This is a genomic window from Peribacillus sp. QJM3NY_7, assembly GCF_056173225.1.
This window is the reverse complement of sequence record NZ_CM149663.1, coordinates 4,416,021-4,442,544: the sequence shown is the minus strand read 5'-3', so window position 1 is coordinate 4,442,544 and position 26,524 is coordinate 4,416,021. Positions and strand designations below refer to the sequence as shown.

Sequence of the window (26,524 nt, the reverse complement as noted above, 5' to 3'; positions counted from 1 at the left end):
TTTTATGGAACCCTCATTATTGAAGAAATTTGCGACACTCCTGCCGAATAACTGGCTAGCCGAGACCCCACAGACGCTTGCTTTGATGCGGCTTGGCAGACAGTCGGCGGAAAGGGAGCGGATTTCTGAAATCAACGCCGAACGTTTTTAGGTCCAGTCCTAATCGGCATCTTGATTGAAGTGTTTTCAAGATCCACAGGTTACCTGATCATGGGGGCATTATCAATTGCTTCAACCATTCTTATCAAAACCTCCATAAAACGCTCAAAAAAAGAAGCTTCCAATGAAGAGTTTCCTCTTGAAGAGATGCTGATTAATAGAAAATGAATCTTTGAAACAGGAAAGAGCAGACCTTAACGGGTTTGCTCTTTTTTTACTTTTTTTAAAGTTCAACTTCACGTTATCAATAAAATGCATGCAGATTGTCTTAATGGCCATAATGATTTTTATTCACAAAATTTCATTAATATTGACGGTATCAATCTATGACTTTATCATAACAGCAGGATAATGATAATCATTTTCAATTATGATTAACTCGTGAAGAAGGTATAGATGACGGGAAGGGTGCAAAATATGAGGGAATTTAGAAAAGTAAGAACGTTTGGGGGAGGAGCATTCACCCTGTTACTTGCGATTATGGTGATGTTATCAGGATGTAATAATTCTCAAAAAACAACGGAAGCAGAGAAGACTTCTGCCAAAACAAGTAATCAAGAAATAAGGACGATTAAGCATGAAATGGGAGAAACGGAAATGAAAGATACTCCGAAAAAAATCGTTACGCTTGAGCTGTCTTTCGTTGATTCTTTAAATGCCCTAGGGATCAAACCTATCGGGATTTCAGATGACAACAAAAAAGATATGATTACAAAACTTGTAGGTCAAGAAATGGATTATACTTCTGTAGGGACACGTGAGCAGCCTAATTTAGAGGTGATCAGTTCTTTACAGCCGGATTTAATCATTGCAGATGCTGAGCGGCATAAAGGGATATATAAAGATTTGCAGAAGATTGCTCCTACCATTGTCTTAAAAAGCCGGGAATCTACCTATCAAGAAAACCTGGATTCATTTAAAACGATTGCAAAGGCAGTGAATAAGGAAGATGCTGCAGAAAAAAGATTGAGTGAGCATGAAAAAACGATTAAGGAACTTAAATCAAAGCTTACTGTTGATTCAAATATGACGGTTTTACCAGCAGTTGTACGAGATACTTCATTCCAAGCCCATACTTCATCTTCTTATGATGGAGAATTGCTTGAGCGCATGGGATTGAAAAATGCCATTCAGCAGGAACAGCCACATGCCGAGATGAACCTTGAGCAGCTTGTCGAGATCGATCCGGATGTGTTGCTTTTAGCGAACAATGAGGGTAAGTTACTTACTGATGAGTGGAAAGACAATCCACTTTGGAAAGACTTGAAGGCTGTAAAAAACGGACAAGTGTATAGTGTTGATCGAGACTTATGGACGAGATACCGCGGTGTTGTATCAGCGGAGGCCATTGCTAAAGACACTTTAAACATGCTTGGAGAAGAATAGACGAACAAAAGCGAAGTAAGAGATCCCATTCTTACTTCGCTTTCCATTAGGTTTAAATTTTGTCAGGAAGTGTGTTGTATAGAAAATGGAAACTGTAGGTAGAAGTAAACTGAAAGTATTATGTACGGCTATAGCTGGGATCGTTTTGTTAATTTTAGGCATCCTGACGAGTATTTCTGTGGGAGCGTCCGATATTGATGCATCAATGGTTTTGAAGTCCTTTTTTGAGGCCGACTCGTCCAAGGAACAGACTATTATAAGGACTCTTCGATTGCCACGAGCTTTAGTTGGAGCATTGGTCGGTGCCAATTTAGCGGTAGCGGGTGCTCTCATGCAGGCTATTACTCGGAATTCATTAGCTTCTCCGCAAGTGTTTGGTGTTAATGCCGGTGCCTCATTTTTTATTGTGTCAGCTTTTGTTTTCTTTCCTAACCTCTCTTCCGTGTCTCTAGTTTGCGTTGCATTCATTGGTGCAGCAATGGGAGGGATGGCAGTCTATTCTTTTGCTTCGGGAGGAGGAATGACCCAAGTGAAGCTGGCATTGGCTGGAATGGCTGTTCACTTTTTTTTATCTTCTTTAACGCAAGGCATGATCATCTTTAATGAACAAGCGAAAGATGTGCTCTATTGGTTAGTCGGGTCAATTAATGGAAAAACATGGGCCCACGTGAACATGATTCTTCCTTGGTCTATCTTCGGGCTGCTTGTCGCTGCCATGTTCTCTCGATCTGTTTCCATCCTTGTCTTAGGAGAAAATATGGCGCAGGGACTTGGGCAGCGGGTGTACCGAATCCGTATTTTAGCAGGAATATTGGTGATCATTTTGGCAGGATCTTCGGTTGCCGTCGCAGGCCCAGTGGGATTTGTGGGATTGATCATTCCTCATATCGTCAGGAGGCTGGTGGGCGGGGATTATCGAAGGATCATCCCTTTTTCTGCATTATTCGGCGCTTTACTCTTAGTGTACGCAGATATTCTCGCACGTTTCATCGCTTATCCTTTTGAGTCGCCGGTAGGCATCGTAACCGCTATGATCGGTGCGCCATTCTTCCTTTATTTAGCGAAGAGAGGGAGGAATATTAAGCAATGAAACTAAAACGGACATTTGGGTTGAAATCAACTTTGCCCCCTTATTCCATTATCCTGTTGCTGACGGTTACCGTGCTGATTTTAGCAATCGTGAGCCTGGGCTTAGGGGCCATTTATATTTCACCTTTAGAAATTCTCCAAAATTTCCTTGGAAATGGCATGCAAAGTCAGACATTCATTCTGCACAACTATCGCATACCGCGCATTCTGATTGCCGTGATAGTGGGGGCCGGATTGGCAACGGCCGGAGCCATTCTGCAAGGGGTCCTTCGAAATCCGCTGGCTTCTCCAGATGTGATTGGGGTAACAAAAGGGGCCGGATTGGCAGCAGTTATCGTCATTGTTTTATTTCCGCAATCGCCCATTATCATACTGCCTCTTTCAGCATTTATCGGAGCGGCGGTCATGGCGGCCATTTTGATGATATTTGTTTATAAAAAAGGAGCACAACCAAATACGATAGCTTTGGTCGGAATCGCTTTAGGGGCCATATGTCAAGCTGGCATAGAGTATTTCATGGTCAAGTTCCCGGATGATGTAAACACGACACTGCTGTGGTTGACTGGCAGTCTATGGGGAAGAGGATGGGATCAAGTATTCATTTTGCTACCATGTCTTATGCTTGTACCGGTATTGATTGCATTAACTTCAAAAATGGATGTACTGAGCCTTGGAGACGATATGGCCACAGGTCTCGGTGAAAGGTCAAAATTACTGCGTTATATATTGTTAAGCGTTTCAGTTATATTGATCGGAGTCTGTGTAGCTGCGGTTGGTTCAATCGGGTTCATTGGTTTGATCGCCCCCCATATTGCAAGGAGAGTGGTAGGGTCAAAATTCAAGGTTTTACTTCCCGCTTCAGCTCTTTTTGGTTCTATCTTTCTACTTGTTGCCGATAGCCTGGGAAGAGGATTGTTCCCTCCAATAGAAATCCCCGCCGGTATTATCACTGCGGTGATTGGTGTACCATATTTTTTATATCTATTGCGCCGTGAAAGAAAAATAACATAAGGAAGGCTGAATATCATGACAACATTATCAGCAGAGCATCTTTCGCTCTCTTATGGGGCAACTCAAATCATTGATAATATCGATTTGGAAATTCCTGAAGGTAAGATCAGTATAATCATTGGTTCCAATGGTTGTGGCAAATCTACGATTCTGCGGTCCCTAGCTAGATTATTGATGCCGCAGCAAGGCACGATCTATTTAGATGGAAAGTCCATTCATCAGCAATCTTCCAAAGAAGTGGCGAAGAAATTGGCCATCTTACCCCAAGCTCCGGAAGCTCCGGAGGATATAACCGTTAAAGAACTATGCTATTATGGCAGGCATCCGCACAAAGGCTTATTTTCCAGACAAACCCCAGAAGATCATAGGATTGTCGAACGTGCCTTATCAGCAACAAAAATGACGGAGTTCGCTGATCGGACATTGGATGCATTATCTGGAGGACAAAGGCAAAGAGCATGGATTTCGATGGCCTTGGTACAAGAAACCGACCTTTTACTGTTAGATGAACCGACAACCTATCTGGATTTAGCGCACCAAATTGAAATATTGGAATTACTGCGCGATTTAAACGAAACGTATGGACGCACGATTGTCATGGTTCTGCATGATTTGAATCAAGCGGCACAGTATGCCGATCATCTGATTAGCATCAAGCAGGGAAAAATCTATAAAGAGGGACCGCCTGAAACGGTATTCACAAAAGAGATGATCAAGGACGTTTTCAGACTGGAATGCTGTATTATTGAAAACCCTGTTGATCAAACGCCTCTATGCATTCCCATTGGTTTATCTCAGGATTAGAAAAACTATTTCTAATAAAGTTAGAGATGCATTTAGAGTCTATCGAAGGCAAAAAAACATCAGGGGGATTTCCCATCCCCCTGATGTTTTTTTTGTTCTTATTTATTTCCTGGAGCAGGTTGGTCGACCCCGTTAATTCTATGTCTATGCCCATCATCTTCCGTTGTGTAAAAATCGTAATAGTGAACGTGCATTCCATTTCCAACCGGAATGGGCGGTCCCGAATATGCCTTATAATAATGGGAATGTCCATCCTCAAATAACACATATCCTTCAGTATAATGAATATGTCCTCCCTCTTGTGCTGAAATTGGCGGGGATGTTACATCTAAACATTGATGGACATGGCCGTCCGCTATGGAAGTATAATCAACAGATCCATGATTGTGATGTGGTACAAAACCAGATACAAAATCATTTTTTCCTACCTTATTCAATCTCTTCACCCCTTGTACATAATAAAAAACGTTTTATAAAACATATGCTTGGAACAACAAGATGATTCTTAACGACAAATTTATGGAAGGAGGGATTAAAACGTGGAAAACCAGAATCATAATATAATAATTCCACAGTTAAATGTTAAAATGGAAAGACTTATATATTAAAGGAGACTACTATTTTGGAAGCCAAATGTATTAAATTCTATGAGTTTGGGGATCCGCAAAAGGTATTAAAGGTTGAAAATAAATGTATACAAAAACCTTTCGAGGGGGAAGTCCTCGTTCGGATGATCACACGTCCCATTAATCCGTCTGACTTGCTGCCCATTCGCGGTGCCTATTCCCACAGAATCCCCTTGCCTTCCATACCTGGTTATGAAGGGGTCGGCATTGTTGAAGAGGTGGGTCCAGCAGTTTCGAAAGAGCTGATAGGCAAACGTGTACTGCCCTTGCGCGGTGAAGGGACCTGGCAGGATTATGTTAAAACATCAGCGGAGCTGGCCATCGTCATTCCGGATTCGATTGAAGACCATATAGCAGCGCAATTATATATAAATCCGGTAACCGCATGGCTAATCTGTACAGAAGTATTAACTTTGAAACCGGATGATGTATTACTCGTAAATGCTTGCGGATCTTCCATTGGCCGTATACTCGCCCAGTTATCCAAGATTCTTGGATTTAAGCTGATTGCTGTAACGAGAAACGATAAGTATACGGAAGAACTGCTTAAACTTGGTGCTTCATATGTGATCGATACATCCCGATCATCATTGCATGATACTGTGATGGAAATGACGAATGGGCGCGGTGCGAAAGCGGCCATAGATTCAGTGGGCGGCACCGATGGTTCAGAACTGGCTTTTTGTGTACGGCCTAATGGCATCTTATTGACGATTGGCCTTTTATCAGGACAGTCAGTGAATTGGGCGGAAATTTCACGAAGGACAAAAGTGGATGTTAAAATGTTTCATCTTCGGCATTGGAATCAGCAGGCTTCCGTTCGAACTTGGCAGGAAACATTTAACCTTTTGATGGGGTTCATTGCTGATGAAAAGTTGAAGTTCATGATGCCCGATTCCCACTACAGCCTTCAAGATGTTCAAGAAGCGATTATTGTCACGAGCAATAAAGGGAAGATATTTTTAAGCAGCTGATTTCACAAAGGATAACCACTTAATTGAAGCATTTATCTTGGTGCTCTTCCAATAGGTTCCTAAGGTAAAGTGAAATGGCCCCTGATAATATGGAATTACTTGATTACCTGTAAGGTGCTAGTTTAGAATTCGGAATAGGACATGTTGATACTGATACGACTTTGGAGGAAATACTTATGAAAACAATATATGTGAATGCAACATTTTTTACGATGGACAAGGAAAACCAAATCATTGAAAACGGCATGATGATTGTACAAGATCATACCATATCCTACATAGGCCAGCATGATGAACAGCAATTGTCAGATGCAGATCATGTGGTCAACCTTGGCGGGAAATGGATCATGCCAGGCCTTGTGAATGCCCATTCGCATATTGTAATGACCCTTTTACGCGGTATCGGGGACGATATGCTGCTGAAGCCATGGCTTGAAACGAAAATATGGCCGATCGAAAGCCAGTTTACAACGGAAATCGCCACTGTAAGTTCACAGCTAGGCATTATGGAAATGATGAAATCAGGAACCACGACATTTTCGGATATGTTCAATCCTAATGGAATAGATGCCGGTGCCGTCATGGAGACGATAGGCGAAACAGGAATGCGTGGAGCCTTTTCCTATACGATTTTCAGCTTGGGTACCGAAAAAGACCAAAAAGCGAACCTCATGGGGGCTGAGCAGTTTTCAAAAAACTATAAAGCATTTGCCGATGGCCGCCTGACTACCATGGTCGCACCACATAGCCCATATGCCTGCACGCCTGAAGCGATCATGGAAAGTGCACGAATTGCGAAAGAGAATGATTTGATGGTGCACATCCACGTATCGGAAACGGACTTTGAAATCCTCGACATCGAAAAACGTTACGGATCCCGTCCTGTCGAGCACCTCCGCCGTCTAGGCCTGTTCGATCAGCCCACCGTCATGGCACATGGTGTGGTCCTTAATGATGAAGAGCGGGCGATCCTAAAACAGCATGATGTTCGCGTTGCCCATAATCCAATCAGTAACCTGAAGCTCGGATCTGGGATAGCAGATGTCGTAAGCCTTCTTGATGCAGGCATTAAAGTGGGAGTGGCAACGGATGGCGTTGCCTCCAATAACAACTTCGATATGTTCGAAGAAATGAGGACAGCCGCATTACTGCAAAAAGGAATATATAAGGATGCCACAAAATTCCCTGCCCAAACAGCACTCGCCATGGCCACAAGAATGGGCGCCGAAGCGATAGGCATGGGTCATACAGGATCACTGGAAGCTGGTAAAAAAGCGGATTTCATCACCATTTACCCATATAACAAAGAACACCTGCAGCCACTGAGTGAAGCCTATTCGCACCTGCTCTATGCAGCGCGCGGAAATGACGTATGTGATGTATACATTGATGGAAAAGTGGTAGTGAAAGATGGCCGCTGCTTAACGATCGATGAAGAAAAAGTAATCGCCGAAACCAATCGTCTGCAAGGCACCCTATCAAGATAACACTGATGGGAAAACGACCGGATGCACAGAAGAAAGGAGCTGCCATTAGCAGCTCCTTTTTTTTATGGGTTGCGGGAGTAAATATTTAGAGGTAAAAAAGGAATGGCCGCTAGTATTGTGGAATCAATGGTTTACTTAGAAATCCGCTGTGAGTCCAGTTACGAAGTCAGCCAGCTAAAAATAGTAATAAAATGGGGACGGCAAAAACGGTTAAAAACGAGAAAATGCCGATGGCCGCAATATGAGCCAACTGCTAATCTGCAAGCAGCTGGATAAAAAAATTTAAATCGCATGGTTCATGAATTACTGAAAATCTACGTATTAATTATTCGCGATTTTCCAATTTCGTTGCTTCGAGGGAAATGGTTGATATAGGAGGACAAGATGAATGGACAGGGAATCTTCATTATTAAAAGAGCATTTGTATCAGCTGGAGGAGAAATTGTTAAAATCTGAAGTTCGTACATCTCCAGAAGAGCTTTCATCATTATTGAAAGATGATTTCTTTGAGTTCGGCAGTTCGGGTAACATATGGTCAAAAAGCGATTTTATGGGGCAAGAGGGAGCCGGAGCTGTGAACATGACCCTAAGTCAATTTGAGATGCATCCATTGTCTGATGATACCGTGTTAATTACATACCGGATTTTTGATGAAGATAAGCTGGAACATACCTTAAGAAGTTCAATCTGGAAATGTGCGAATGGAAGATGGCAGATGTTTTTTCATCAAGGCACAAAAACAAAAGGGCCCCTTTAAGACTTTTATTTATGAAAAAGAAAGTTTTCCCTGCTTGAAAACTATTTCACTAAAATGATAGGAGTGATGAAGTTGATCTTTCGTACCATTGATACGGACAAAGATAAAGATACTATCATTAAATTTCGGAAAGATTCCTTTGTTGTAAGTTTTGGAACTGATGCGGGTTTTGGAGATGAACATGCCTATCTGCAACGAATGGAAGAAAGGGTCCGCAAATTTCCGGATGGACAGGTGATCATTGAAAAGGACCAAGAAGCGATTGGACAAATGGAACTTCAAATTCGGGAGTACGAAGGAACTGAAATTGGCTATGTGAATCTATTTTATCTTATTCCCGAATACCGCAGTAAAGGCCTTGGCAAGGAATTGGTCCGCTACGCAGAAAACTTTTTCAGGCAATTTAATGTATCCGAATATCACTTAAGGGTTTCTCCGGATAATCAAAGGGCGATTTCTTTATATACGAATTCAGGCATGGTGAAGATAAGGGAAGAAAATGAAAAATACCCTGTATGGAGAATGAGCAAATCATTATAAAAGTAGAAATATAAAATATATTGATATAATAAAAAAGTATCGATTCACTATACTATGAAACTATTTATCGCGATGAAAAATATGGTTGACTTTAGCGAAATTAGAATATATAGTGAAGGACATAATTAAATATAACGTTAATTCTTATCAAGAGATGTGGAGGGACTTGGCCCTATGATACCTCGGCAGCGGGTTTTTACTTTTGTAAAAATACTGTGCTAATTCCAACGGACGAAAGTTTGAAAGATAAGAAGGAGCTTTTCTTAGATAATTAATTTAAGAGTTTACTCTTTTTTATGTCTAAAAGAGGCCTCTTCTGTCTGATGACGGAAGAGGCCTCTTTTGTTTATTCAAAATGTATATGGTTATTTGGAGAATGGGTGCAATTACTCGTGAGTTTCGCGCAATAATCGTGAGTTTGGCGCAGTTACTCGTGAGTTTCACGTAATTACTCGTGAGTTTGGTGCATTTACTCGTGAATTTTGCAGTTTTACTCGTGAATTTCGAAAATTAACTCTATCATTATGAAACGTTGCAAAGCTCTTCTCTCTGGATAAAGAATTCGTACAAATAAACAGCGTGGGGGGAGATTGGATGATTGAGTTTCAAAATGTCAAAAAGGTTTATCAAACAAAGAAACAGACTGTCGAGGCTTTGAAGGGCATTGATTTGACAGTGGAAAAGGGGGATATATTCGGGGTAGTCGGTTATAGCGGGGCCGGAAAGAGTACGTTAATCAGGTTGGTCAATTTGCTTGAACATCCTTCAGATGGTTCGGTGATTGTTGGTGGCAAGGATTTAACCAAATTAAGCCCGAAGGAATTACGGGCAGAAAAGAAAAAAATCGGGATGATCTTTCAGCATTTCAACTTACTAAACTCAAAAACTGTTTTTGATAATATTGCCATGCCGCTGGTATTATCGGGAACTCCAGCTAAGGAAATTCAAAAACGTGTAGGCGAGCTGTTGGAGTTCGTTGGCTTATCGAGCAAAGCAAAGAGTTATCCGGAACAATTATCCGGCGGGCAAAAGCAGCGAATCGGCATTGCGAGGGCATTGGCTACGAATCCATCGATCTTATTGTGTGATGAAGCAACGTCGGCATTGGATCCACAAACAACGAGTGCAGTTCTGCAGCTCTTAAAAAAAATTAATAAAGAATACAATATCACCATCCTGCTAATCACTCATGAGATGTCTGTCATTCGGGAAATTTGCAATAAGGTAGCGGTCATGGAGGGCGGCTGCGTCGTTGAACAAGGTTCGGTTTTCGAAGTTTTTGCCAAGCCGCAAACGGATATTGCAAAAAACTTCGTGAGAACGGTCATACATGACGAAATTCCACAAAGTTTCTTAAAAAGCATAGGGTCCCATATCCCGATTATTTGGAAAATTAATTTTATTGGAACTACTTCGGGTACTCCTTTACTTTCAACGATCTCGAAGAAATATGATGTTCATTTAAGTGTCTTATCAGCCAATATTTCTGAAATCCAGGAAACGCCTTTCGGGAATTTGATCATCGAAGTGACCGGGAGCAAAAATGAGGTCGACAAGGCTTATCAATATATTAAAGATGAGGGGATTCTCGTCCAGGAGGTGCAAGTATAAATGGGTAATACGCTTTGGGGTATGGAAATAACGGCAGAACAGCTGTCGACAGCTTTCGGTGACACACTTTATATGGTAGCCATCTCATTGATATTTTCCGGATTGATCGGGCTTCCGCTCGGTATCCTGCTTGTCATTACAAGAAAGGGTCACATCCTGGAGAATAAATGGATTTTTAATGTATTGAACCCGATCATCAATATCCTGCGGTCCGTTCCTTTCATCATCTTGCTTGTAGCACTCATTCCGTTTACAAGAATGATTGTCGGCAGTGCGATCGGAACGAATGCGGCCATTGTTCCGCTAATCTTTTACGCGGCTCCTTATATTGCCCGGCTTGTGGAAAACTCGTTGTTGGAAGTGGACAAAGGGATCATCGAGGCAGCTCAGGCGATGGGGGCGACAACATGGCAAATCATTTACCGCTTTTTGATTCCCGAGGGACTTAGTTCGTTGATCCTGACATTTACAACAGCGACAATCGGGCTTGTTGGATCTACGGCGATGGCAGGTGCCGTCGGTGCAGGCGGGGTCGGGGATTTAGCCTTGGCTTACGGTTACCAAAGGTTCGATACGATGACGATGATCGTCACAGTAGCGGCGCTCGTGATCATCGTTCAATTATTGCAATCCACCGGGAACTTTGTTTCAAGAAAAATAAGAAGAAGATAAAAATAACAGGAGGCAGGAAAAATGAAAAAAATCTTATTAACGATTATGGTATTGGCATTGGCCATCGTGGCTGCAGCATGCGGGAACGATGAGGGTGCATCAGGAAGTTCGGATGATGTAAAAACTGTGAAAGTCGGTGTCAGCAGCGGGGATACGAGAACATGGGAATACATAGTCGATTTGGCGAAAGAGGAAGGACTTAATATCGAACTGGTCACTTTCAATGATTATATCCAACCGAACCTTGCGTTAAGCGAAGGTGAAATTGATGCCAATTCATTCCAAACCGTCGCCTATTTCGATGAATTCGTTCAAGATCAAAATCTGAAATTGGAGGCCATCGGGTCGACTGTCATTGCACCTATGGGCCTTTATTCGAAAAAACATAAACGTCTCGAAGATCTTCCGGATGGTGCTACGGTAGCCGTTCCGAATGAAGCAACAAATTTTGGCCGGGCACTGCTCCTGCTTCAGGAAGCTGGATTGATTACATTGAAAGAAGAATTCAATGGATCGGGATCATTGGAAATCATTAAGGAAAATCCGAAAAACTTGAAAATCCAGCCTGTTGCTGCCGGCAATACACCGCGTCTATTGGATGATGCCGATGCTTCAGCCATCAATAATAACTTTGCCGTCGAAGCAGGCCTTACATTAAAAGATTCTTTATTCCATGAAAGTAAAACGGCGAAACCATATATTAATATCATTGCAGTTAAAAAGGGAAATGCCGATCGTCCTGAGCTGCAAAAATTAGTGGAGCTTTATCAATCGAAAGAAGTGGAAGCGTTCATTGAAAAAACGTTTAAAGGAAACACCATTCCTGCCTATGTTTCTGTAGATGAATTAGTGAATTATCAAGACGCTTGGACAAAACCAGCTAATGAAAAGTAATGGATGCATTCAAGAAAAAGGGGAGATTAAGACATGGCGAAAGAATCAGTGCTGAAGCAGCATAAGCAGATCATTGAAGATCATATCGACCTTCATTCCGAATTATATATCGAAACGAGTCAAGCCATTCATGCCAAACCTGAAATTGGGAATCAAGAGTTCTTCGCTTCGGATACATTAACCGGAATACTTCAAAATGAAGGATTTGAAGTGACCCGCAATATTGCCGGCCATGAAACAGGGTTCATCGCCAAAAAAAACTCTTCAAAGCAAGGACCTACAATTGCCTTTTTAGCCGAGTATGATGCATTGCCGGGTTTAGGCCATGCTTGCGGCCATAATATCATCGGCACAACGAGTGTGGCGGCAGGCATTTCCCTGGCCCAAGTACTGGAGGAAACGGGCGGAGAGGTGATCGTTTTCGGAACACCGGCTGAAGAGGGCGGGCCGAATGGAAGTGCAAAAGGAAGCTTTGTGAAGCACGGTCTATTTGATGGGGTGGATGCGGCCATCCTTATCCATCCTGCAGGAAAAACGGGTGTAACAAGTCCGTTTTTGGCTGTCGACCCCCTTGATTTTCATTTTTACGGGAAGTCAGCACATGCAGCAGCTGCACCTGAAGAAGGCGTGAATGCACTTGACGGGGTGATTCAGCTGTTCAATGGCATTAATGCTTTGCGTCAGCAGCTCCCGGCCGAGGTCAAAATTCACGGAATCATCACCAATGGCGGGGAAGCGCCTAACATCATTCCTGAATATGCTTCCGCCAGGTTTTACATTAGAGCAACAACATGGAAACTTTGCCAAGAAGTATCCAATAAAATACGTGCAGTTGCTGAAGGTGCAGCACTTGCCACGGGAAGCACGGTTAAAGTGGAACGTTTCCAAAATGAAGTGCTCGATTTTGTCATCAATCCAGTTCTGGATGAACTGCTAAAAGAAGAACTGACTCAATTAGGGGAAGCGGTGGCTCCTCGAAAAGAGAGTGGCTTTGGCTCGACGGATGCAGGTAATGTAAGCCATGCAGTGCCGACAGCACATCCTTATATAAAAATTGGACATGATGAGTTGATTGCCCATACGAATGAATTCCGCGACTGTGCCAAATCTCCTGCTGGAGACAAGGCCATCCTGACTGGAGCAAAAGCTCTAGCACTTACAGGGTATAAATTGCTTTCGGATAAAGACCTGTTGGATCAAGTGAAAGCGGCATTTCATGAAGCGAAGCAAAAATAAATAAGATGCAGGAAAAAAATTGTTGACTGCGGATCACAGAGTTAGTATTATAAAATTAATAATACCGAGTAAATAAATAGGAATTATAGGTTAATTGACCGGAAAACCGGAGACTTTTCTTTCATGTAAAGAGGTGTCTCCGGTTTTTTGTGAATGGGCAAGTCAATACGTATTAAAAAGGAGGATTTATCATGGGGACATTATTGCGTAAAGCCATTGAGAAAAAAAGGAACTTCCTGATCAATAAGTTGATTAACAAGGGAGTTTATAAAAAGAATGACATCCATCTATTTGAATTGACCTTAACCGATTTAGAGAATGAATATATTAAAATAAGCAAAACCGAAGAGAAGGAATCCGACGATCATTCCCCCTGTCTAGGGATACATTTCATATAATATTAGAATAAAAGGAGAGGGTGAAATGAGGAAGGGTGTGGAAGAAAGGCGGAAGGAATTAATCTATAAACTTATGATCCATACTGTAAATAAAACGGTGGAACAGCTTATGAAGTTAACCTTGAAAGAATTGGAAACAGAATATAAAAAGGTTCAAAATGACTGTCACCCCCATAGTGATGCGGGTTCCATACATTGGATCCATACAAAACGGCAGTAGGGTGAATGCGGAACCTTAATTCACCATAAAAAATTCCAGCATTTTGCTAACGGCTGCTTGTGCTGATTCTGCATGATATTTTGAATGGTAAGGGTCGCTGAATCCGTGTCCCCCCATGAATTTATGAACTTCGACATCCTTACTTTCTAAAGCTGAAATTAACTCGTCGACATTAAATGATGGCTCTTCATGTGGGAAAAATAGCAGTGCAGGGCATCGTGGCGCCAATTCTGCATAATTCCTAATACGCGAACCGTAGTAACCAACAATTCCATCGACACACTCTTCCTCACTGCACAGCCAAGCTACAGTTGCCCCTGCACTGAATCCAAGAATGAAAATCTTTTGGTATGCATCTTTTATATCCGATACTATATCCTTTATCTTAAATAAAGCACCCGTGAAACCTACGTTCTCCATAAAATGCCGATAAGCAGCATCCTCTTCGGAATAATCAAATGGCCTCTCACGTTCTAACAAATCCGGACAGATCACATCAAAACCCTGTTTTGATAATAACTCACAAAAATCCTGCATATGTCGGTTCAGGCCATATATTTCGTGAATGACAATGATGACAGTATCGGACTTTTTCTGTATGTTCAGCATTTTTTACCTCCTTGTGCGAATTTCTTCTATTGTAAATACAGCCGTCTCCAGAAGGGGGACAGCAACGATTTTTTATAAACATGGAAATGAACTAGATTCTCTTTCAAATGAATGATTAGGTATAGGGAAGTTCTTTTCCTTCTAAACATGCTTTTAAGTTAGCCAAACTAAGTTCATATCCGTCCATGTTAATGGATACTCTAGTGCCTTCGGATTCTGGGAATATTTCAAAAGTGTAAACGAGTTTATCCGAATCCGAGGAATAAGAAAACCTTTCGTAAGGGATTATCTCTTGGATTGTAAAGCTCATTGGGATGCTTTCATTCTCTTTAAGGCTGTTATGTGCACTAGGCATTAATACGAAGATTGCCTTCTCTCCAACCTGGAGTTTAGGAATATTCCATTTTTAACCCGGGGCATACCATTTTGAAATGATTTCATCATTCGTGATCGCATTCCAAACCGTTTCCTGTTTTTCATGAATTAGAACAGAGTTCCTACATTATTCATTTGACTGACCTCCGTATTTTTCCTTGGATTATATAGAAAGTTCAGGAAATATACAAGACCCCACTAAGCTTCTTTAACCGCGTGACAAAATTGTAAGACGACAGCTTAAACTGTTAGGAAGAACGATGGCGATATATTTCCTTTCTCTTTAATATGTAAGAAAAAGAGGAAGGTTGGGTATGAAATGGACTTTTTTGAGTTGAATACCAATGTATTCAGAATGATCAATGACTTAGGGAAACAGTACGATTATTTAAACCCTTCTGCCATTTTCATTGCCGAGTACATGGTATTTTTATTAGCTTTGGCAGTCATCGTAATATGGTTCACTCGAAATGAACAGAGTAGGATGATGGTTGTTTGTGGGATGATTACGTTTGTAATGGCTGAAATGATGGGAAAAATGGCAGGGAGATTACATTCGAATAATCAGCCATTTGCCGAATTGGCCAATGTTAATCAGTTAATTGAAAAAGCAGTGGATAATTCATTTCCAAGCGACCATACGATCTTGTTTTTCTCGTTTTGTGTATCGTTTTGGCTTTTCAAAAGAGGATGGTGGTTATTATGGATCATGCTGGCTTTCCTTGTTGGCATTTCCCGTATTTGGGTAGGTGTCCACTTTCCGGCGGATGTGCTGGCAGGAGCAATACTGAGCACCATTTCAGGATTGGCGGTATACCTTATTGTTCCTAAAATAAGCTTGATTCATAAATTATTAGGGGGATATGAGAGGTGTGAAGAAATGGTTCTATCCCCGTTAACTAAATCGAAGGAAAAAAAAGCAAAGGATTTGTAAGCGAAAACAGGGTTGCTAAGGCAGCCTTTTTTTATAATACAAAAATATCCATATGATGATCCTGATGGTAAAATTAAGTGAAAGCAATCCAGCGCAATGGGGGACTTAATATTGATTGATATCCAAGAAATCAAAGACATTATCAGGCATCGCTATCCATTTCTTTTAGTTGATAGAGTTTTGGAACTGGAAGAAGGAAAGAGGGCGGTGGCCATTAAAAACGTCACGGCAAATGAAGAGTTTTTTTCTGGTCACTTTCCCGATTACCCAGTGATGCCAGGTGTGTTGATCATAGAGGCATTAGCACAGGTAAGTGCTGTTGTCATGCTTACAAAAGAAGAAAATAAAGGGCGGATCGGGCTTTTGGCCGGGATCGATGGATGCCGTTTTAAAAGGCAAGTAAAACCAGGGGACCAATTACGTTTAGAAGTGGAGATTACTCGCTTGAAAGGTCCTATCGGTAAAGGCACAGGAAGGGCTACTGTCGAGGGGGAAACTGTATGCGAGACAGAGTTCATTTTTGCTTTTGGTGATTGATGATGATACCGATAAAAAAAGCTTACGGGTATGTGACAAGAATCAATAATGGAGAAACACAGGTATTGGTTTTTCAACATCCCATTAAGGAAGCCGGTATACAGATACCCAAGGGAACGGTGAAGCCTCAAGAAGATGCTTACCAAGCAGTCATTAGGGAAATGAAAGAAGAAACAGGTCTGGAAAATTTTCATGTGGAGAAATTAATAACAGAAGATTTTTGGGAGAACGTCGATGGTGCCATACATAATAGATATTTTTATCAAATAAGTGTATCGAATGTTCCTGATGAATGGGACCATCAGCCGACGGGTGGAGGAGATGAAGCGGGGCTGACATTTCATTTCTTCTGGATTTCATCCGAACATGAAGTGCAGCTTATCAAAGGGCATGGAGATTATTTAAACCGGATATTTACCTAACCTGCAGTTTATCACAGCCGGCCAAGATCATTATTGATCTTGGCCGGCTGTTTTTTTATGATCAGGTTTGTTTCTCGGTAATGAAAGTTTTGACGGTTGGCGGTTCATATGTAATGAATTGATCAAGAAGTCCATTAGGTTCAACATCCACCAGCGCCATGGAACGGAACTTTTCATGAAGGAACTGTTCGTCGGCCATATGGTTGAATAAAGCGACCAAGGGATCATAATAGTGATTGATATTTAAGAGTCCGCAAGGTTTTTGATGAAGACCAAGCTGAGCCCAAGTGAAAATCTCAAAGAATTCTTCCAATGTTCCAGGCCCGCCTGGCAAAGCCATGAACCCATCTGCAAGCTCAGCCATTTTTGCTTTTCTTTCATGCATGGATTCCACGACGATCAGCTCGGTTAAGTTCTTATGTGCTATTTCCTTTTTTTCCAGGAAATCCGGCATTACGCCAATTACATTTCCGCCTGCTTCCAAGACGGAATCTGCAACTGCACCCATGATTCCTACACTTGATCCTCCATAAACTAGGGTAATCTTACGTTTTGCCAGTTCCGCACCCAGTTTTTTAGCCTCTTCTACATAGACAGCAGATGCACCTTTGCTTGATCCACAAAATACAGCTAGACTTTTCAAAATATCACATCTCCCATTTAGTAATCTTGCTTTCTTATCATACAAAATTAAAGGGGATTTGTTAAACTTGAATAATAAAAAAGAAGGGTGGATGGATATGGACGTCACTGAATTTCAACAATGGGTAAAAGAATATTATGAAGCACGGGGATGGTCAGAATTGGACATTTTCATTCGCATTGGCTTTTTGGCAGAAGAAACTGGAGAGGTTGCACGAGCCATTCGCTCCCTTGAGATCGGCAGGGATAGACCTGATGAAGTGATTGGTTCGTTTGAAGAGAACATACAGGAACTAACCGAAGAATTGGGAGATGTGTTAGGAAACTTGATTGTGATTGCGAACAAATACAATATCCCCTTGGAGGAAGTGTTCAATGCCCATAAAAAGAAACTATCTGAACGCTATAATCAAGCATAAGTTTTTTTTCGTGTGAATAAAAAGTTTGCCTATATAATTTCAGTAAACCTGTGAAAGAGCTGTGACTATCAGCTCTTTTTCTTATGGGGCAAACGATAGTTCATCATCCCATTTTATTCCTTGAAAAGAAATAATTTCAGCCTTTTATCCCCCTCCATTAATAAAAAATTCACAAAATATGGGTAGTATGCGCGATTGAGATTGGATTTTATTGGGTATACACTTGGATTAAAGGAATGAACGTTCATTCCGCATCTTTTGAAAAAAGGGGGGATCATTATGATCACGGCAGCAAATAAACGAGACAGTATAGTAAAAAGCGCTTTAGTGCTTTTCGCAGAACGGGGATATGATGCGACGACGATTCCGATGATTGCTGCATCGGCCGGAGTTGGAGCGGGTACCATTTATCGTTATTTCGAGAATAAGGAAGTGCTGGGCAACAAGATCTTTCAAGAGTACTTGGATATTTTCACTGAAACGGTCAAGAATGGATTTCCTCATGATGATTCAATTCGCATGCAGTTTCACCATATTTTTAAAACGATGGTTCACTTTACAACCGAGCAGGACCAAGCTCTTTATTTTATTAAAATCCATAGTGGGGCCCATTTTTTAAATGAAGATAGTCATGCCAGCTTTCAAGGGCTATTGAATATATTCAAAAACTTCTTTGATTCAGGAAAAGAGAAAAAAGAAATTAAGGAGCTTCCTTCTTCAGCTTTGATTGCCATCATTTACGGAGCTTTTCTTGAGCTTGAGCGACTTGTTCGCATCGGGGAGTTTGAACCTGACCCAAAACTTTTGGCAGATGTGGAAGAAAGCTTTTGGGATGCAGTGCGATTACACGTTTGAGACACTTTCAATATAAACGGAATGAACATTCATTCCGCATTCTAACTATCGTAATGAGGTGCTAATAAAATGGAAAATACAACTCAGTTTCCACAGCCAAAGACATATGGCCCCCTAGGCAGCCTGCCTATCATTGATAAGGATAAGCCGCTTCAGTCTTTCATGAAGCTGGCACGAGAACTTGGGCCGATTTTTCAGTTTCAATTTCCGGGGCGAATCACTACATTCGTCTCCAGTGCTGCCCTTGCTAAAGAAATATGTGATGAAACAAGATTTGATAAGAAAGTCGGTCCAGCCCTTCAGAAAGTGAGGGCGTTTGGCGGTGATGGTCTCTTCACAAGTGAAACGAAGGAACCGAATTGGAAAAAGGCGCATAACATCCTGCTGCCCAGCTTTAGCCAGCAGGCAATGAGGGGCTATCATGCTAAAATGGTGGATCTTGCTACCCAGCTCATTCAAAAATGGGCTCGCCTGAATCCGCCTGATGAGATAGATGTTCCTGAGGATATGACACGATTGACCTTGGATACGATCGGACTATGCGGGTTCAATTACCGCTTTAACAGTTTTTATCGGGAGACCACCCATCCATTTGTGAACAGTATGGTGCGTGCGCTGGATGAAGCGATGAGCCAAACGCAGCGGCTTGGCATCCAAGATAAACTGATGATCAAATCTAAAAAACAATTCAGGGAAGACATTCAATATATGTTCTCTCTAGTGGATGAATTGATTGCCGAACGAAAACAAAATGGTGATCACGGAGAAGATGACCTTCTTTCCCATATGTTGAAAGGAGTCGATCCTGAAACGGGTGCATCACTGGATGATGAAAATATTCGTTTCCAAATCATTACCTTTTTAATAGCTGGGCATGAAACGACGAGCGGTCTCCTATCGTTCGCCATCTATTTCCTCATGAATAACAGAGACAAGTTAAAAAAAGCGCAGCAAGAAGTCGATGAAGTGCTGGGTGATGATGTTCCTGATTACAAACAGGTGAAAAAGCTGAAATATGTCCGGATGGTACTGAATGAAACGCTTCGTCTGTGGCCGACAGCTCCGTCGTTTTCCGTTTATGCAAAAGAAGATACCATGCTGGATGGAAAATACAATGTGAAGAAAGATGATGTGTTCTCGCTGCTCATTCCCGAGCTTCACCGTGATCCATCCGTTTGGGGTGATGACGTTGAATCGTTCATTCCTGAGCGGTTCGAGGATTTGGATTCCATCCCTTATCATGCGTATAAACCGTTTGGAAACGGGCAGCGCGCCTGTATCGGACAGCAGTTTGCCCTTCATGAAGCGACACTGGTGCTTGGCATGGTTTTACAGCACTTTGACCTGATCGATCATGAAGAATATCAATTGGAAGTTAAAGAAACATTGACTCTTAAACCGGACGGATTGACCATGCGCGTTTCACCAAGGAAGAAGGCGATGTCGTTTACCGTTGCTTCTTCAGAACCAAAGTCTCCGGAAAAAGGTGCCGCGGTATCTCCAACCGAATCAGTACATGGAACACCATTACTCGTCCTGTATGGATCAAACATGGGAACAGCGGAAGGGATTGCTCGCGACCTTGCCGAAACAGGGAAGCGGCAAGGCTTCCATGCCGAAGTTGCCCCTTTAAATGATTACACCGATCGGCTTCCAAAAGAAGGAGCTGTTCTCATTGTCACGGCATCCTATAATGGAAATCCCCCTGATAATGCAGGTGACTTCGTTTCATGGCTGAAGGAAAACCATGGTGACACATTGGATGGTGTTCACTATGCGATCTTCGGCTGCGGGGACCGCAATTGGGCCAATACGTACCAACGCATTCCAATCTTCATTGATGAGCAGCTGGAACAAAAAGGTGCAGTGCGGCTGTCAGAAACAGGCTATGGGGATGCAAGCGATGACTTTGAAGGGGATTACGAGAAATGGTCAGAAGCCCTTTGGCCGAATCTTGCCGAAACCCTGAACATTGAAGTGAATAAGAATGATCGGGAAGTCAGCTCGATTACGATGAACTTCGTAAGTGATGTGAGCGGCACACCGCTTGCCCGGACCCATCATGCGTTTACATCCATTGTAAAAAGGAATACTGAATTACAGCATGAAGATAGCGGAAGAAGTACACGACATATAGAATTAACGCTCCCAGAGGGAATACATTATCAGGAAGGCGATCATCTTGGGGTGCTTCCGCAAAATCCAGCGGAACTTGTCGAGCGAGTGCTCAATCGATTTAACCTAAACGGCCAAGATTACGTGAATCTGACTGGGGATTCCGGAAAAGCTGCCCATCTTCCTACAGGAAAACCGGTAAAACTGGAAGAGTTACTATCAAACCATGTAGAGTTCCAAGAACCCGCCACCCGGTCTCAAATACGGGCGCTTGCCACTCATACGGTATGTCCTCCACATGTAAAAGAACTTGAAGATCTTCTATTGGATAATACCTATAAACAAGAAATCTTGAACAAGCGCATAACCATGCTTGACCTAATCGAAAAGTATCTTGCATGTGAAATCCCGTTTGAACGTTTCCTGGCTTTACTGCCACCTTTAAAAGCAAGATACTATTCCATCTCAAGCTCACCACTCCACAACGAAGGAGAAGCAAGCATCACCGTAAGCGTCGTCCGTGGAGAAGCTTTGAGCGGCAACGGGAAATACAAAGGAATTGCATCGAATTATTTGGCAGAACGCTCCCAAGGAGACAAAATAGCCTGCTTTATCAATACGCCGCAATCCAACTTCCAGCTGCCAAAGCAAACAGGAAAACCAATCATCATGATCGGCCCTGGAACAGGCATTGCACCATTCAGGGGATTCATACAATCACGTCGCGCTTTAAAAGAAAAAGGTGAAACGCTAGGGACGGCCCACCTCTACTTTGGATGCCGTAATCCGGAACACGATTTCCTCTATCAAGAAGAACTCATCCAAGCCGAACAAGAGGGCCTTGTAACACTGCACACCGCTTACTCCAGATGTCCCGGTCAAGAAAAAACATATGTCCAGAACCGATTGGCGGAAAACGCCCATGACATCCTTCCTTTATTAAAAGAAGAAGGAGGACACCTATACATCTGCGGAGACGGAAGCAAAATGGCGCCAGATGTTGAAAGAACCATAATTGACAGCTATATGCATATCTATCAAACACAAAGAGAAGAAGCCACAGAATGGCTGCAATCATTAGAGGAGAATGGCAGATATGCGAAAGATGTTTGGGCAGGAGCATAAATAAGAAGAGCAGCGATCCTTAAAGGAGTCGCTGCTTTCTTTATGAAAATACGAACTCACGAGTAAAACAGCGAAACTCACGAGTAAATAGCGAAAACTCACGAGTAAATCGCTCGAATTCACGAGTAAAACAGCGAAACTCACGAGTAAAGCCCGAAATCACGAGTAAAACAGCGAAACTCACGAGTAAATCGCGGAAATTCACTAGTAAATCGCTCAAACTTACGAGTAAAGTGCGAATTCACGAGTAAAATAGCAAAACTCACGAGTAAATCGCGGAAATTCACGAGTAAATTGCTCAAACTCACGAGTAAAACAGCAAAATTCACGAGTAAGGTGCGAATTCACGAGTAAAATAGCGGAAATCTAGAATATATCACTCAAACTCTTGAGTATATCGCCCAAACTCTTGAATATATCACTCAAACTCACGAATATATCGCTCAAACTCACGAGTAAAGTGCGAATTCACGAGTAAATCGCTCAAACTCACGAGTAAAGTGCGAATTCACGATTATATCGCTCAAACTCACGAAAAAATCGCTCAAACTCACGAGTAAAGTGTAAACTAACGAGTAAACAGCACGAACTAACGATAAAGGGGTTCTTTTTAAAATGTTTAAGTATACTGTTTGTTTTGTAAAGAAGAATAATGAACTTCTCATGCTTAACCGGGAGAAAGCTCCAATTATGGGTGTCTGGAATGGGGTGGGGGGCAAAATCGAGAAAGGTGAAACACCTGATATGGGTGCGCAGCGTGAGGTATTTGAGGAAACGGGGATAGAGGTAGAGTCCTTTTTTTCTAAAGGAACCGTAACCTGGGAGACTCCAGAAGGTGAATTGGATGGAATATATGTATATTTGTATATGGCGGATGAGGATTTAATTTATGAAACACCGAAAAAAACGCGGGAAGGCATTCTTGATTGGAAGTCCATTGATTGGATACTTCATCCACTTAATCTCGGAATTGCTGAGATGGTCGCACAGTACTTGCCGGTCTTATTGAAAAAAGAAGGAAACTATTCATTCACATACAAAAATGGACAAATGCATAGATTTTGAAACCGCCTTACTCATTCTCGAATATCGTACCCTTTTTGAATCCTTAAAGGCGAACTTCATCAGAATAAATGTAAGCCTTGAAATTCATTTAAAAAAAGTGATAAAATTGTTATATCAGTGTGTAGAGATATTGGTCTTTTTTTTTGACCAAAAATATATGTCTCACGATACGTCTGCCATCTGAAATATTTTTATAATGGAGATGAATCATATGCACGATGAAACAAGATTACCGCGAAATGGAAAAGACTTTATACTATTCTTAGCGATAATATCAATCCTTTCAGTCAACATTATCGCACCTCTTATTATGGGATTTAAATTTGGATTCAGTAGAGAAGTGTATTTTGAAACCTTAAAGGTAATTCCATTTGTCTGGATTTGTGTCATTTTATTGGTAACACTTGTTGTGAATCCGATAGTTAATAAACTCGTACAAAAGTTCATTGAACCCTACGGACGGTTTTAATGCAAGAGTTTTATTCACGATATTATTCAGCGTAACCATCCTGTCCATTTTACTGACGGTAATCGGATCTTGGATTGGCATGAGAGAGATTAGTTTGGAGCCTATTCAAACGTTCTTTTATGATTGGCCGCGTAACTTTTTCATCGCATTTTGGGTTGAAGTTTTGATCGCACAGCCGATTGCAAGATTTGCAATGAAAAAATTACATGCAAGCCAGGCCCGTAAAGTAGTAAATGTGTAACAATCAAATAAATTAAAAGCCCATACAGCTGATTGGTTTTATTAAAAAACCAGTCGGCTTTTTTGTGCAGAAAAGGGGATTAGCGAATGAAGGAATTTCCATTTTCTACACAAATGAAAAGGTGTTAAGTGGTATGAAAAAATTGTACTTAAGGGGAATTATATTCTTGAAAATAGTTAAAATCATCTTAGCAATGATTGTAGTTGCTTTATATGCCTATCAGCTAATTACTGGAAGTGTTGAGTTGATGCCATATTCTATGCTGTTTCCTGCGGCAATTTTGCTAATAACAGGATTAGAGGAACCTCAAAAAGATAGAAAAGGAGGTTTTTTGAGGTACGCTGTTGTCTCATTATTTCTTTTTGTTGTTTCCATAGAGGAAACCGATAACGTATTGAAAAAATTTAGTGTTTTCACATACGAATGATTCTTCGAGAAGCCAAATTTAGAATATGGGAGAGTCCTTAGGTACAATGGACTCTTTTTTGTTCATTGATTCCTAGAGGAGTGTTTATTGTTATTGTTTTCATGAATCACAAAATAGGTAATTATTTTACTAAAATGGGAATATTTTATTTCTATATCAAAATACTATATCATGTATTTGGTAGATAATAGAAAAGGGGATGCGTAAAAATGAAAAAGGTTGCAAATTTAGGTTTTGCATTAGTATTAGGAGTATCACCATTTTTAATGACGGGAAATGCTTCGGCCGAAGAAACAAATGAACAATTAACTGAAGAATATCAAGTGAATTGGGACGACGCATGGGAGAATACAGAAGAGTCTTATGAGTCAGTTGATTTTGGTACTTCTAGTAATTCAGATTTAGCAAGAGCATCTAAATGGGGAGACTTAGCGTCAGGAAAAACGGCATTGTCACCTACTACAAAAAGCATTACAAGTGAAGGTACTACAAAAGGGAAAATTATTTCTACGGTAGTGTCAGCTACAACAAGTATTAGAAATGCTAATTTATCCCTTACTAAAAATGGATCTAAAAAAATTGCTATTGGTAAATTAACAGCAACATCTGAGGCAGCCTTAGGCCGAAACTCATCATCAAATGTATATACTGGTTTAACCATTCATACTGCAACTAATTCAGGTGTCCTTTATGAGGCAAGAACAACAAAGAGTAATGCCTATTAAAATATTTGATTAGCGCTGTAGTGTAATTGCAGCGCTATTTATTTTAGAAAGGTTTGTTTTAATGCGAAAAATACAGATTTTAATTTTATTACTGCTATTAATTATATCAGGATGCTCTAATTCATCCGAAACTAATTTATACGATGAAAAAGATATACTACAATTGACTTCAAATAATAAGAGTACCATCGTCTCTAAGGACATGGATTTGCTAAATAAATCTGATAAAGTTGCTACATCTAGTACTCCTTTTACTCAGGTCAAAGCATTTATTCCTAATGACGAATATATACAGTATGAAAAAGTGCAAGGAGAAGAGTTTCTCTTTTTAAAAATCCCTAAAAATAACTCTTTTATATCTGGTAAAGTAAAGTATGAAAATAACACTAAGGAAAAAATGGTCATTCAAACTTTGTTTTTACAAGGAAATAAAAACGCGCAAATCAAAACATCTGATTCTAGTAGTTGGAAACCTGCAATGATATATAATATCCCACCATATTCATCAGTTACTATCAATCTTGATATTAAATGGGATGTAGATGAAATGCAGGAACTTACATTCTTCCCTATTGATCAAACAAGTAATATGAACCGTTATAATGGAGGTAGTTTAAGTAATTATCGTTTCTTTGTACAGAGTAAAAATATTTCAATGGATAAACAGCTAATAAATGATCAATCTTTTACTTTGGATCAAAAGGAATTGTCAAACCAGCAAAATTTCTTTCCAATTCCCACTTGGATAGGTAGTGATAATAAAGAATCAAAGTTAGTTGATAAAAATAATAAATTAATGACAGAGGAGGAAGTTGAAGGGATAAAATTAGCTGCAATTCCTTATAAAACAAAGGTAGATGTACTTTTAATTGATGAATTTGGAAATACCTCTGTATTAGCTAAAAAAATAGATATTCATGAAAATAGGCCAACTTTTGTTCATATAGAACCCAATAAATTAAAGGGAATGTATGAAAATAAAAGTAGAAAGTTTATTTTTATTTTTAATAATCGTGAAAAAGAAATACTTGCAGACTTAAAAACTTTAGACATGCAAAAGAAACCTTTTGCTACAAGTTATCAAGGAGTTATCGAATTTTATGATAAGAAAAAATAATTTTGGGTTTTAGGAGGAGGATAATCATCTCTCGTTGGTCTTTTTTTCAAGTTATAACAATATTTATGCTAATAAGTTCTATGTTCATAGCTGATATATTTAATAAAAATATATCAGTCCCTATGTCATCTAATCAAATTGGTCTACCAGTACCTGCTTATATGACTATTTTATTTATTATAGTAATAATTGGGTGCTTTTATTTAATAACAATATTTCAATTCAAAAAAAAATCGACTATATTATCCCATTCTATTTGGAACAAGATGCATATAATTAGTAGTTTGATTTTTATTATTTCTATTTTTATACTTATGGTGTTAGTGGCAGGTACTCCTTTAGACGAATGGATTCAAAAATGGAGATGGATTTTATATTTAATAATCAATTATTTCTTATTTTTAATATATTGGTTTGTACTTTCAATAGTTAATAAATATGGATCTAAAACTATAACTAAACCAAAAAAAATATATTTCTCTTTTTTATGGACTGTTTTACTACTTATACTTGTTATATTTTTTTTACCTGCAATTTAAAAGAGAATACAAAAAAGCTTAAAGTAGATATACATATTAAAAAT

At 40.5% G+C, this 26,524-nt stretch carries 30 protein-coding genes and 1 riboswitch; of the genes, 27 read left to right on the top strand and 3 right to left on the bottom strand.

The window, feature by feature from the left end; all coding sequences use genetic code 11:
- The first annotated feature begins 576 nt into the window (after nt 1-576).
- From AC0VX1_RS21320 to AC0VX1_RS21305, 4 genes are all read left to right on the top strand, one after another.
- The gene (locus AC0VX1_RS21320) at nt 577-1,545 is read left to right on the top strand and encodes an ABC transporter substrate-binding protein (protein ID WP_475468836.1); all 969 of its coding nucleotides are present in this window, start codon (nt 577-579) and stop codon (nt 1,543-1,545) included.
- A gap of 85 nt (nt 1,546-1,630) precedes the next feature.
- Complete coding sequence (locus tag AC0VX1_RS21315; RefSeq protein ID WP_475468835.1) at nt 1,631-2,635, top strand: FecCD family ABC transporter permease; 1,005 nt, start codon at nt 1,631-1,633, stop codon at nt 2,633-2,635.
- The gene (locus AC0VX1_RS21310; RefSeq protein WP_475468833.1) at nt 2,632-3,645 is read left to right on the top strand and encodes a FecCD family ABC transporter permease; all 1,014 of its coding nucleotides are present in this window, start codon (nt 2,632-2,634) and stop codon (nt 3,643-3,645) included. Before AC0VX1_RS21315 ends, AC0VX1_RS21310 begins: the two co-directional genes overlap by 4 nt.
- A gap of 15 nt (nt 3,646-3,660) precedes the next feature.
- A complete protein-coding gene (locus AC0VX1_RS21305; protein WP_063575205.1) occupies nt 3,661-4,449 on the top strand; it encodes an ABC transporter ATP-binding protein in 789 nt (262 codons plus the stop codon).
- 98 nt (nt 4,450-4,547) lie between these two features.
- Here AC0VX1_RS21305 and AC0VX1_RS21300 read toward each other — a convergent pair whose 3' ends face one another.
- On the bottom strand, nt 4,548-4,886 hold the full coding sequence (locus AC0VX1_RS21300; RefSeq protein ID WP_413009151.1) for a YmaF family protein: 339 nt from the start codon (nt 4,884-4,886) through the stop codon (nt 4,548-4,550).
- Between the two features lie 185 nt (nt 4,887-5,071).
- On the opposite strand from AC0VX1_RS21300, the gene AC0VX1_RS21295 reads away from it, so the two are divergent.
- The 11 genes from AC0VX1_RS21295 to AC0VX1_RS21245 all read left to right on the top strand — a co-directional run bounded on the left by AC0VX1_RS21295 (nt 5,072) and on the right by AC0VX1_RS21245 (nt 13,864).
- The gene (locus tag AC0VX1_RS21295; RefSeq protein WP_475468831.1) at nt 5,072-6,049 is read left to right on the top strand and encodes a zinc-dependent alcohol dehydrogenase family protein; all 978 of its coding nucleotides are present in this window, start codon (nt 5,072-5,074) and stop codon (nt 6,047-6,049) included.
- 176 nt (nt 6,050-6,225) lie between these two features.
- Complete coding sequence (locus AC0VX1_RS21290) at nt 6,226-7,536, top strand: amidohydrolase family protein (protein ID WP_475468829.1); 1,311 nt, start codon at nt 6,226-6,228, stop codon at nt 7,534-7,536.
- A 102-nt stretch (nt 7,537-7,638) separates the two neighbouring features.
- Nucleotides 7,639-7,812, top strand: a complete 174-nt coding sequence (locus AC0VX1_RS21285; RefSeq protein WP_475468827.1) for a hypothetical protein — start codon at nt 7,639-7,641, stop codon at nt 7,810-7,812.
- A 112-nt stretch (nt 7,813-7,924) separates the two neighbouring features.
- Nucleotides 7,925-8,293 (top strand): nuclear transport factor 2 family protein, encoded by a 369-nt coding sequence (locus AC0VX1_RS21280; protein WP_034304172.1) that lies wholly within the window; start codon nt 7,925-7,927, stop codon nt 8,291-8,293.
- 72 nt (nt 8,294-8,365) lie between these two features.
- The gene (locus tag AC0VX1_RS21275; protein ID WP_475468825.1) at nt 8,366-8,833 is read left to right on the top strand and encodes a GNAT family N-acetyltransferase; all 468 of its coding nucleotides are present in this window, start codon (nt 8,366-8,368) and stop codon (nt 8,831-8,833) included.
- Nucleotides 8,834-8,974: 141 nt separating this feature from the next.
- Nucleotides 8,975-9,086, top strand: a riboswitch (SAM riboswitch).
- Nucleotides 9,087-9,427: 341 nt separating this feature from the next.
- A complete protein-coding gene (locus tag AC0VX1_RS21270) occupies nt 9,428-10,444 on the top strand; it encodes a methionine ABC transporter ATP-binding protein (protein ID WP_475468823.1) in 1,017 nt (338 codons plus the stop codon).
- A 21-nt stretch (nt 10,445-10,465) separates the two neighbouring features.
- The gene (locus tag AC0VX1_RS21265; protein WP_034304722.1) at nt 10,466-11,116 is read left to right on the top strand and encodes a methionine ABC transporter permease; all 651 of its coding nucleotides are present in this window, start codon (nt 10,466-10,468) and stop codon (nt 11,114-11,116) included.
- Between the two features lie 21 nt (nt 11,117-11,137).
- A complete protein-coding gene (locus tag AC0VX1_RS21260) occupies nt 11,138-12,010 on the top strand; it encodes a MetQ/NlpA family ABC transporter substrate-binding protein (RefSeq protein ID WP_475468821.1) in 873 nt (290 codons plus the stop codon).
- Between the two features lie 33 nt (nt 12,011-12,043).
- Nucleotides 12,044-13,246, top strand: a complete 1,203-nt coding sequence (locus AC0VX1_RS21255) for a M20 family metallopeptidase (RefSeq protein WP_475468819.1) — start codon at nt 12,044-12,046, stop codon at nt 13,244-13,246.
- A 191-nt stretch (nt 13,247-13,437) separates the two neighbouring features.
- Nucleotides 13,438-13,644, top strand: a complete 207-nt coding sequence (locus AC0VX1_RS21250) for a Fur-regulated basic protein FbpA (RefSeq protein WP_413009159.1) — start codon at nt 13,438-13,440, stop codon at nt 13,642-13,644.
- A gap of 25 nt (nt 13,645-13,669) precedes the next feature.
- Nucleotides 13,670-13,864: a hypothetical protein gene (locus AC0VX1_RS21245; protein ID WP_054399704.1), complete on the top strand. Its 195-nt coding sequence runs from the start codon at nt 13,670-13,672 to the stop codon at nt 13,862-13,864.
- Between the two features lie 15 nt (nt 13,865-13,879).
- On the opposite strand, the gene AC0VX1_RS21240 is transcribed toward AC0VX1_RS21245, so the two are convergent.
- A complete protein-coding gene (locus AC0VX1_RS21240) occupies nt 13,880-14,473 on the bottom strand; it encodes a dienelactone hydrolase family protein (RefSeq protein ID WP_475468817.1) in 594 nt (197 codons plus the stop codon).
- A gap of 694 nt (nt 14,474-15,167) precedes the next feature.
- Between AC0VX1_RS21240 and AC0VX1_RS21235 the strand changes: the two genes are divergently transcribed.
- From AC0VX1_RS21235 to AC0VX1_RS21225, 3 genes are all read left to right on the top strand, one after another.
- On the top strand, nt 15,168-15,782 hold the full coding sequence (locus AC0VX1_RS21235) for an undecaprenyl-diphosphatase (RefSeq protein WP_475468815.1): 615 nt from the start codon (nt 15,168-15,170) through the stop codon (nt 15,780-15,782).
- Between the two features lie 111 nt (nt 15,783-15,893).
- Nucleotides 15,894-16,319 (top strand): 3-hydroxyacyl-ACP dehydratase FabZ, encoded by a 426-nt coding sequence (gene fabZ / locus AC0VX1_RS21230; RefSeq protein ID WP_475468813.1) that lies wholly within the window; start codon nt 15,894-15,896, stop codon nt 16,317-16,319.
- A 2-nt stretch (nt 16,320-16,321) separates the two neighbouring features.
- Nucleotides 16,322-16,741, top strand: coding sequence for an NUDIX hydrolase (locus AC0VX1_RS21225; protein ID WP_034304156.1), 420 nt, complete (start codon nt 16,322-16,324; stop codon nt 16,739-16,741).
- A gap of 61 nt (nt 16,742-16,802) precedes the next feature.
- Here AC0VX1_RS21225 and AC0VX1_RS21220 read toward each other — a convergent pair whose 3' ends face one another.
- Nucleotides 16,803-17,384 (bottom strand): LOG family protein, encoded by a 582-nt coding sequence (locus AC0VX1_RS21220; protein ID WP_034304154.1) that lies wholly within the window; start codon nt 17,382-17,384, stop codon nt 16,803-16,805.
- A gap of 97 nt (nt 17,385-17,481) precedes the next feature.
- Here AC0VX1_RS21220 and AC0VX1_RS21215 point away from each other — a divergent pair, with 97 nt between their 5' ends.
- The 9 genes from AC0VX1_RS21215 (at nt 17,482) to AC0VX1_RS21175 (ending at nt 25,941) form a co-directional block, all read left to right on the top strand.
- Nucleotides 17,482-17,802, top strand: a complete 321-nt coding sequence (locus AC0VX1_RS21215; protein WP_098863960.1) for a MazG nucleotide pyrophosphohydrolase domain-containing protein — start codon at nt 17,482-17,484, stop codon at nt 17,800-17,802.
- A gap of 279 nt (nt 17,803-18,081) precedes the next feature.
- Nucleotides 18,082-18,657 carry a TetR/AcrR family transcriptional regulator gene (locus tag AC0VX1_RS21210; RefSeq protein ID WP_475468811.1) on the top strand — a complete coding sequence of 192 codons (576 nt, stop codon included), beginning with the start codon at nt 18,082-18,084 and terminating at the stop codon, nt 18,655-18,657.
- Nucleotides 18,658-18,726: 69 nt separating this feature from the next.
- On the top strand, nt 18,727-21,897 hold the full coding sequence (locus AC0VX1_RS21205; RefSeq protein ID WP_475468809.1) for a bifunctional cytochrome P450/NADPH--P450 reductase: 3,171 nt from the start codon (nt 18,727-18,729) through the stop codon (nt 21,895-21,897).
- 663 nt (nt 21,898-22,560) lie between these two features.
- Entirely contained in the window at nt 22,561-22,962 is a 402-nt protein-coding gene (locus tag AC0VX1_RS21200; protein WP_475471849.1) for an NUDIX hydrolase, read from the top strand.
- A gap of 211 nt (nt 22,963-23,173) precedes the next feature.
- Nucleotides 23,174-23,431 carry a hypothetical protein gene (locus AC0VX1_RS21195; protein ID WP_475468807.1) on the top strand — a complete coding sequence of 86 codons (258 nt, stop codon included), beginning with the start codon at nt 23,174-23,176 and terminating at the stop codon, nt 23,429-23,431.
- The gene (locus AC0VX1_RS21190; RefSeq protein ID WP_475468805.1) at nt 23,409-23,672 is read left to right on the top strand and encodes a DUF2798 domain-containing protein; all 264 of its coding nucleotides are present in this window, start codon (nt 23,409-23,411) and stop codon (nt 23,670-23,672) included. Before AC0VX1_RS21195 ends, AC0VX1_RS21190 begins: the two co-directional genes overlap by 23 nt.
- 166 nt (nt 23,673-23,838) lie before the next feature.
- Nucleotides 23,839-24,099, top strand: a complete 261-nt coding sequence (locus AC0VX1_RS21185; RefSeq protein ID WP_475468803.1) for a hypothetical protein — start codon at nt 23,839-23,841, stop codon at nt 24,097-24,099.
- A gap of 209 nt (nt 24,100-24,308) precedes the next feature.
- Complete coding sequence (locus AC0VX1_RS21180) at nt 24,309-24,824, top strand: hypothetical protein (protein ID WP_475468801.1); 516 nt, start codon at nt 24,309-24,311, stop codon at nt 24,822-24,824.
- A 61-nt stretch (nt 24,825-24,885) separates the two neighbouring features.
- Nucleotides 24,886-25,941, top strand: coding sequence for a hypothetical protein (locus AC0VX1_RS21175; RefSeq protein ID WP_475468800.1), 1,056 nt, complete (start codon nt 24,886-24,888; stop codon nt 25,939-25,941).
- Nucleotides 25,942-26,524 lie beyond the last annotated feature (583 nt).

Bases quoted from the DNA above. Each gene is read 5' to 3' on its own strand.
- AC0VX1_RS21180 (WP_475468801.1), top strand. From the start codon at position 24,309: ATGAAAAAGGTTGCAAATTTAGGTTTTGCATTAGTATTAGGAGTATCA.
- AC0VX1_RS21210 (WP_475468811.1), top strand. From the start codon at position 18,082: ATGATCACGGCAGCAAATAAACGAGACAGTATAGTAAAAAGCGCTTTA.
- AC0VX1_RS21315 (WP_475468835.1), top strand. From the start codon at position 1,631: ATGGAAACTGTAGGTAGAAGTAAACTGAAAGTATTATGTACGGCTATA.
- AC0VX1_RS21320 (WP_475468836.1), top strand. From the start codon at position 577: ATGAGGGAATTTAGAAAAGTAAGAACGTTTGGGGGAGGAGCATTCACC.
- AC0VX1_RS21175 (WP_475468800.1), top strand. From the start codon at position 24,886: ATGCGAAAAATACAGATTTTAATTTTATTACTGCTATTAATTATATCA.
- AC0VX1_RS21215 (WP_098863960.1), top strand. From the start codon at position 17,482: ATGGACGTCACTGAATTTCAACAATGGGTAAAAGAATATTATGAAGCA.
- AC0VX1_RS21290 (WP_475468829.1), top strand. From the start codon at position 6,226: ATGAAAACAATATATGTGAATGCAACATTTTTTACGATGGACAAGGAA.
- AC0VX1_RS21280 (WP_034304172.1), top strand. From the start codon at position 7,925: ATGGACAGGGAATCTTCATTATTAAAAGAGCATTTGTATCAGCTGGAG.
- AC0VX1_RS21235 (WP_475468815.1), top strand. From the start codon at position 15,168: ATGGACTTTTTTGAGTTGAATACCAATGTATTCAGAATGATCAATGAC.
- AC0VX1_RS21250 (WP_413009159.1), top strand. From the start codon at position 13,438: ATGGGGACATTATTGCGTAAAGCCATTGAGAAAAAAAGGAACTTCCTG.
- AC0VX1_RS21245 (WP_054399704.1), top strand. From the start codon at position 13,670: ATGAGGAAGGGTGTGGAAGAAAGGCGGAAGGAATTAATCTATAAACTT.
- AC0VX1_RS21255 (WP_475468819.1), top strand. From the start codon at position 12,044: ATGGCGAAAGAATCAGTGCTGAAGCAGCATAAGCAGATCATTGAAGAT.
- AC0VX1_RS21310 (WP_475468833.1), top strand. From the start codon at position 2,632: ATGAAACTAAAACGGACATTTGGGTTGAAATCAACTTTGCCCCCTTAT.
- AC0VX1_RS21265 (WP_034304722.1), top strand. From the start codon at position 10,466: ATGGAAATAACGGCAGAACAGCTGTCGACAGCTTTCGGTGACACACTT.
- AC0VX1_RS21260 (WP_475468821.1), top strand. From the start codon at position 11,138: ATGAAAAAAATCTTATTAACGATTATGGTATTGGCATTGGCCATCGTG.
- AC0VX1_RS21285 (WP_475468827.1), top strand. From the start codon at position 7,639: ATGGCCGCTAGTATTGTGGAATCAATGGTTTACTTAGAAATCCGCTGT.
- AC0VX1_RS21305 (WP_063575205.1), top strand. From the start codon at position 3,661: ATGACAACATTATCAGCAGAGCATCTTTCGCTCTCTTATGGGGCAACT.
- AC0VX1_RS21270 (WP_475468823.1), top strand. From the start codon at position 9,428: ATGATTGAGTTTCAAAATGTCAAAAAGGTTTATCAAACAAAGAAACAG.
- AC0VX1_RS21225 (WP_034304156.1), top strand. From the start codon at position 16,322: ATGATACCGATAAAAAAAGCTTACGGGTATGTGACAAGAATCAATAAT.
- AC0VX1_RS21195 (WP_475468807.1), top strand. From the start codon at position 23,174: ATGCACGATGAAACAAGATTACCGCGAAATGGAAAAGACTTTATACTA.
- AC0VX1_RS21240 (WP_475468817.1), bottom strand. From the start codon at position 14,473: ATGCTGAACATACAGAAAAAGTCCGATACTGTCATCATTGTCATTCAC.
- AC0VX1_RS21205 (WP_475468809.1), top strand. From the start codon at position 18,727: ATGGAAAATACAACTCAGTTTCCACAGCCAAAGACATATGGCCCCCTA.
- AC0VX1_RS21200 (WP_475471849.1), top strand. From the start codon at position 22,561: ATGCTTAACCGGGAGAAAGCTCCAATTATGGGTGTCTGGAATGGGGTG.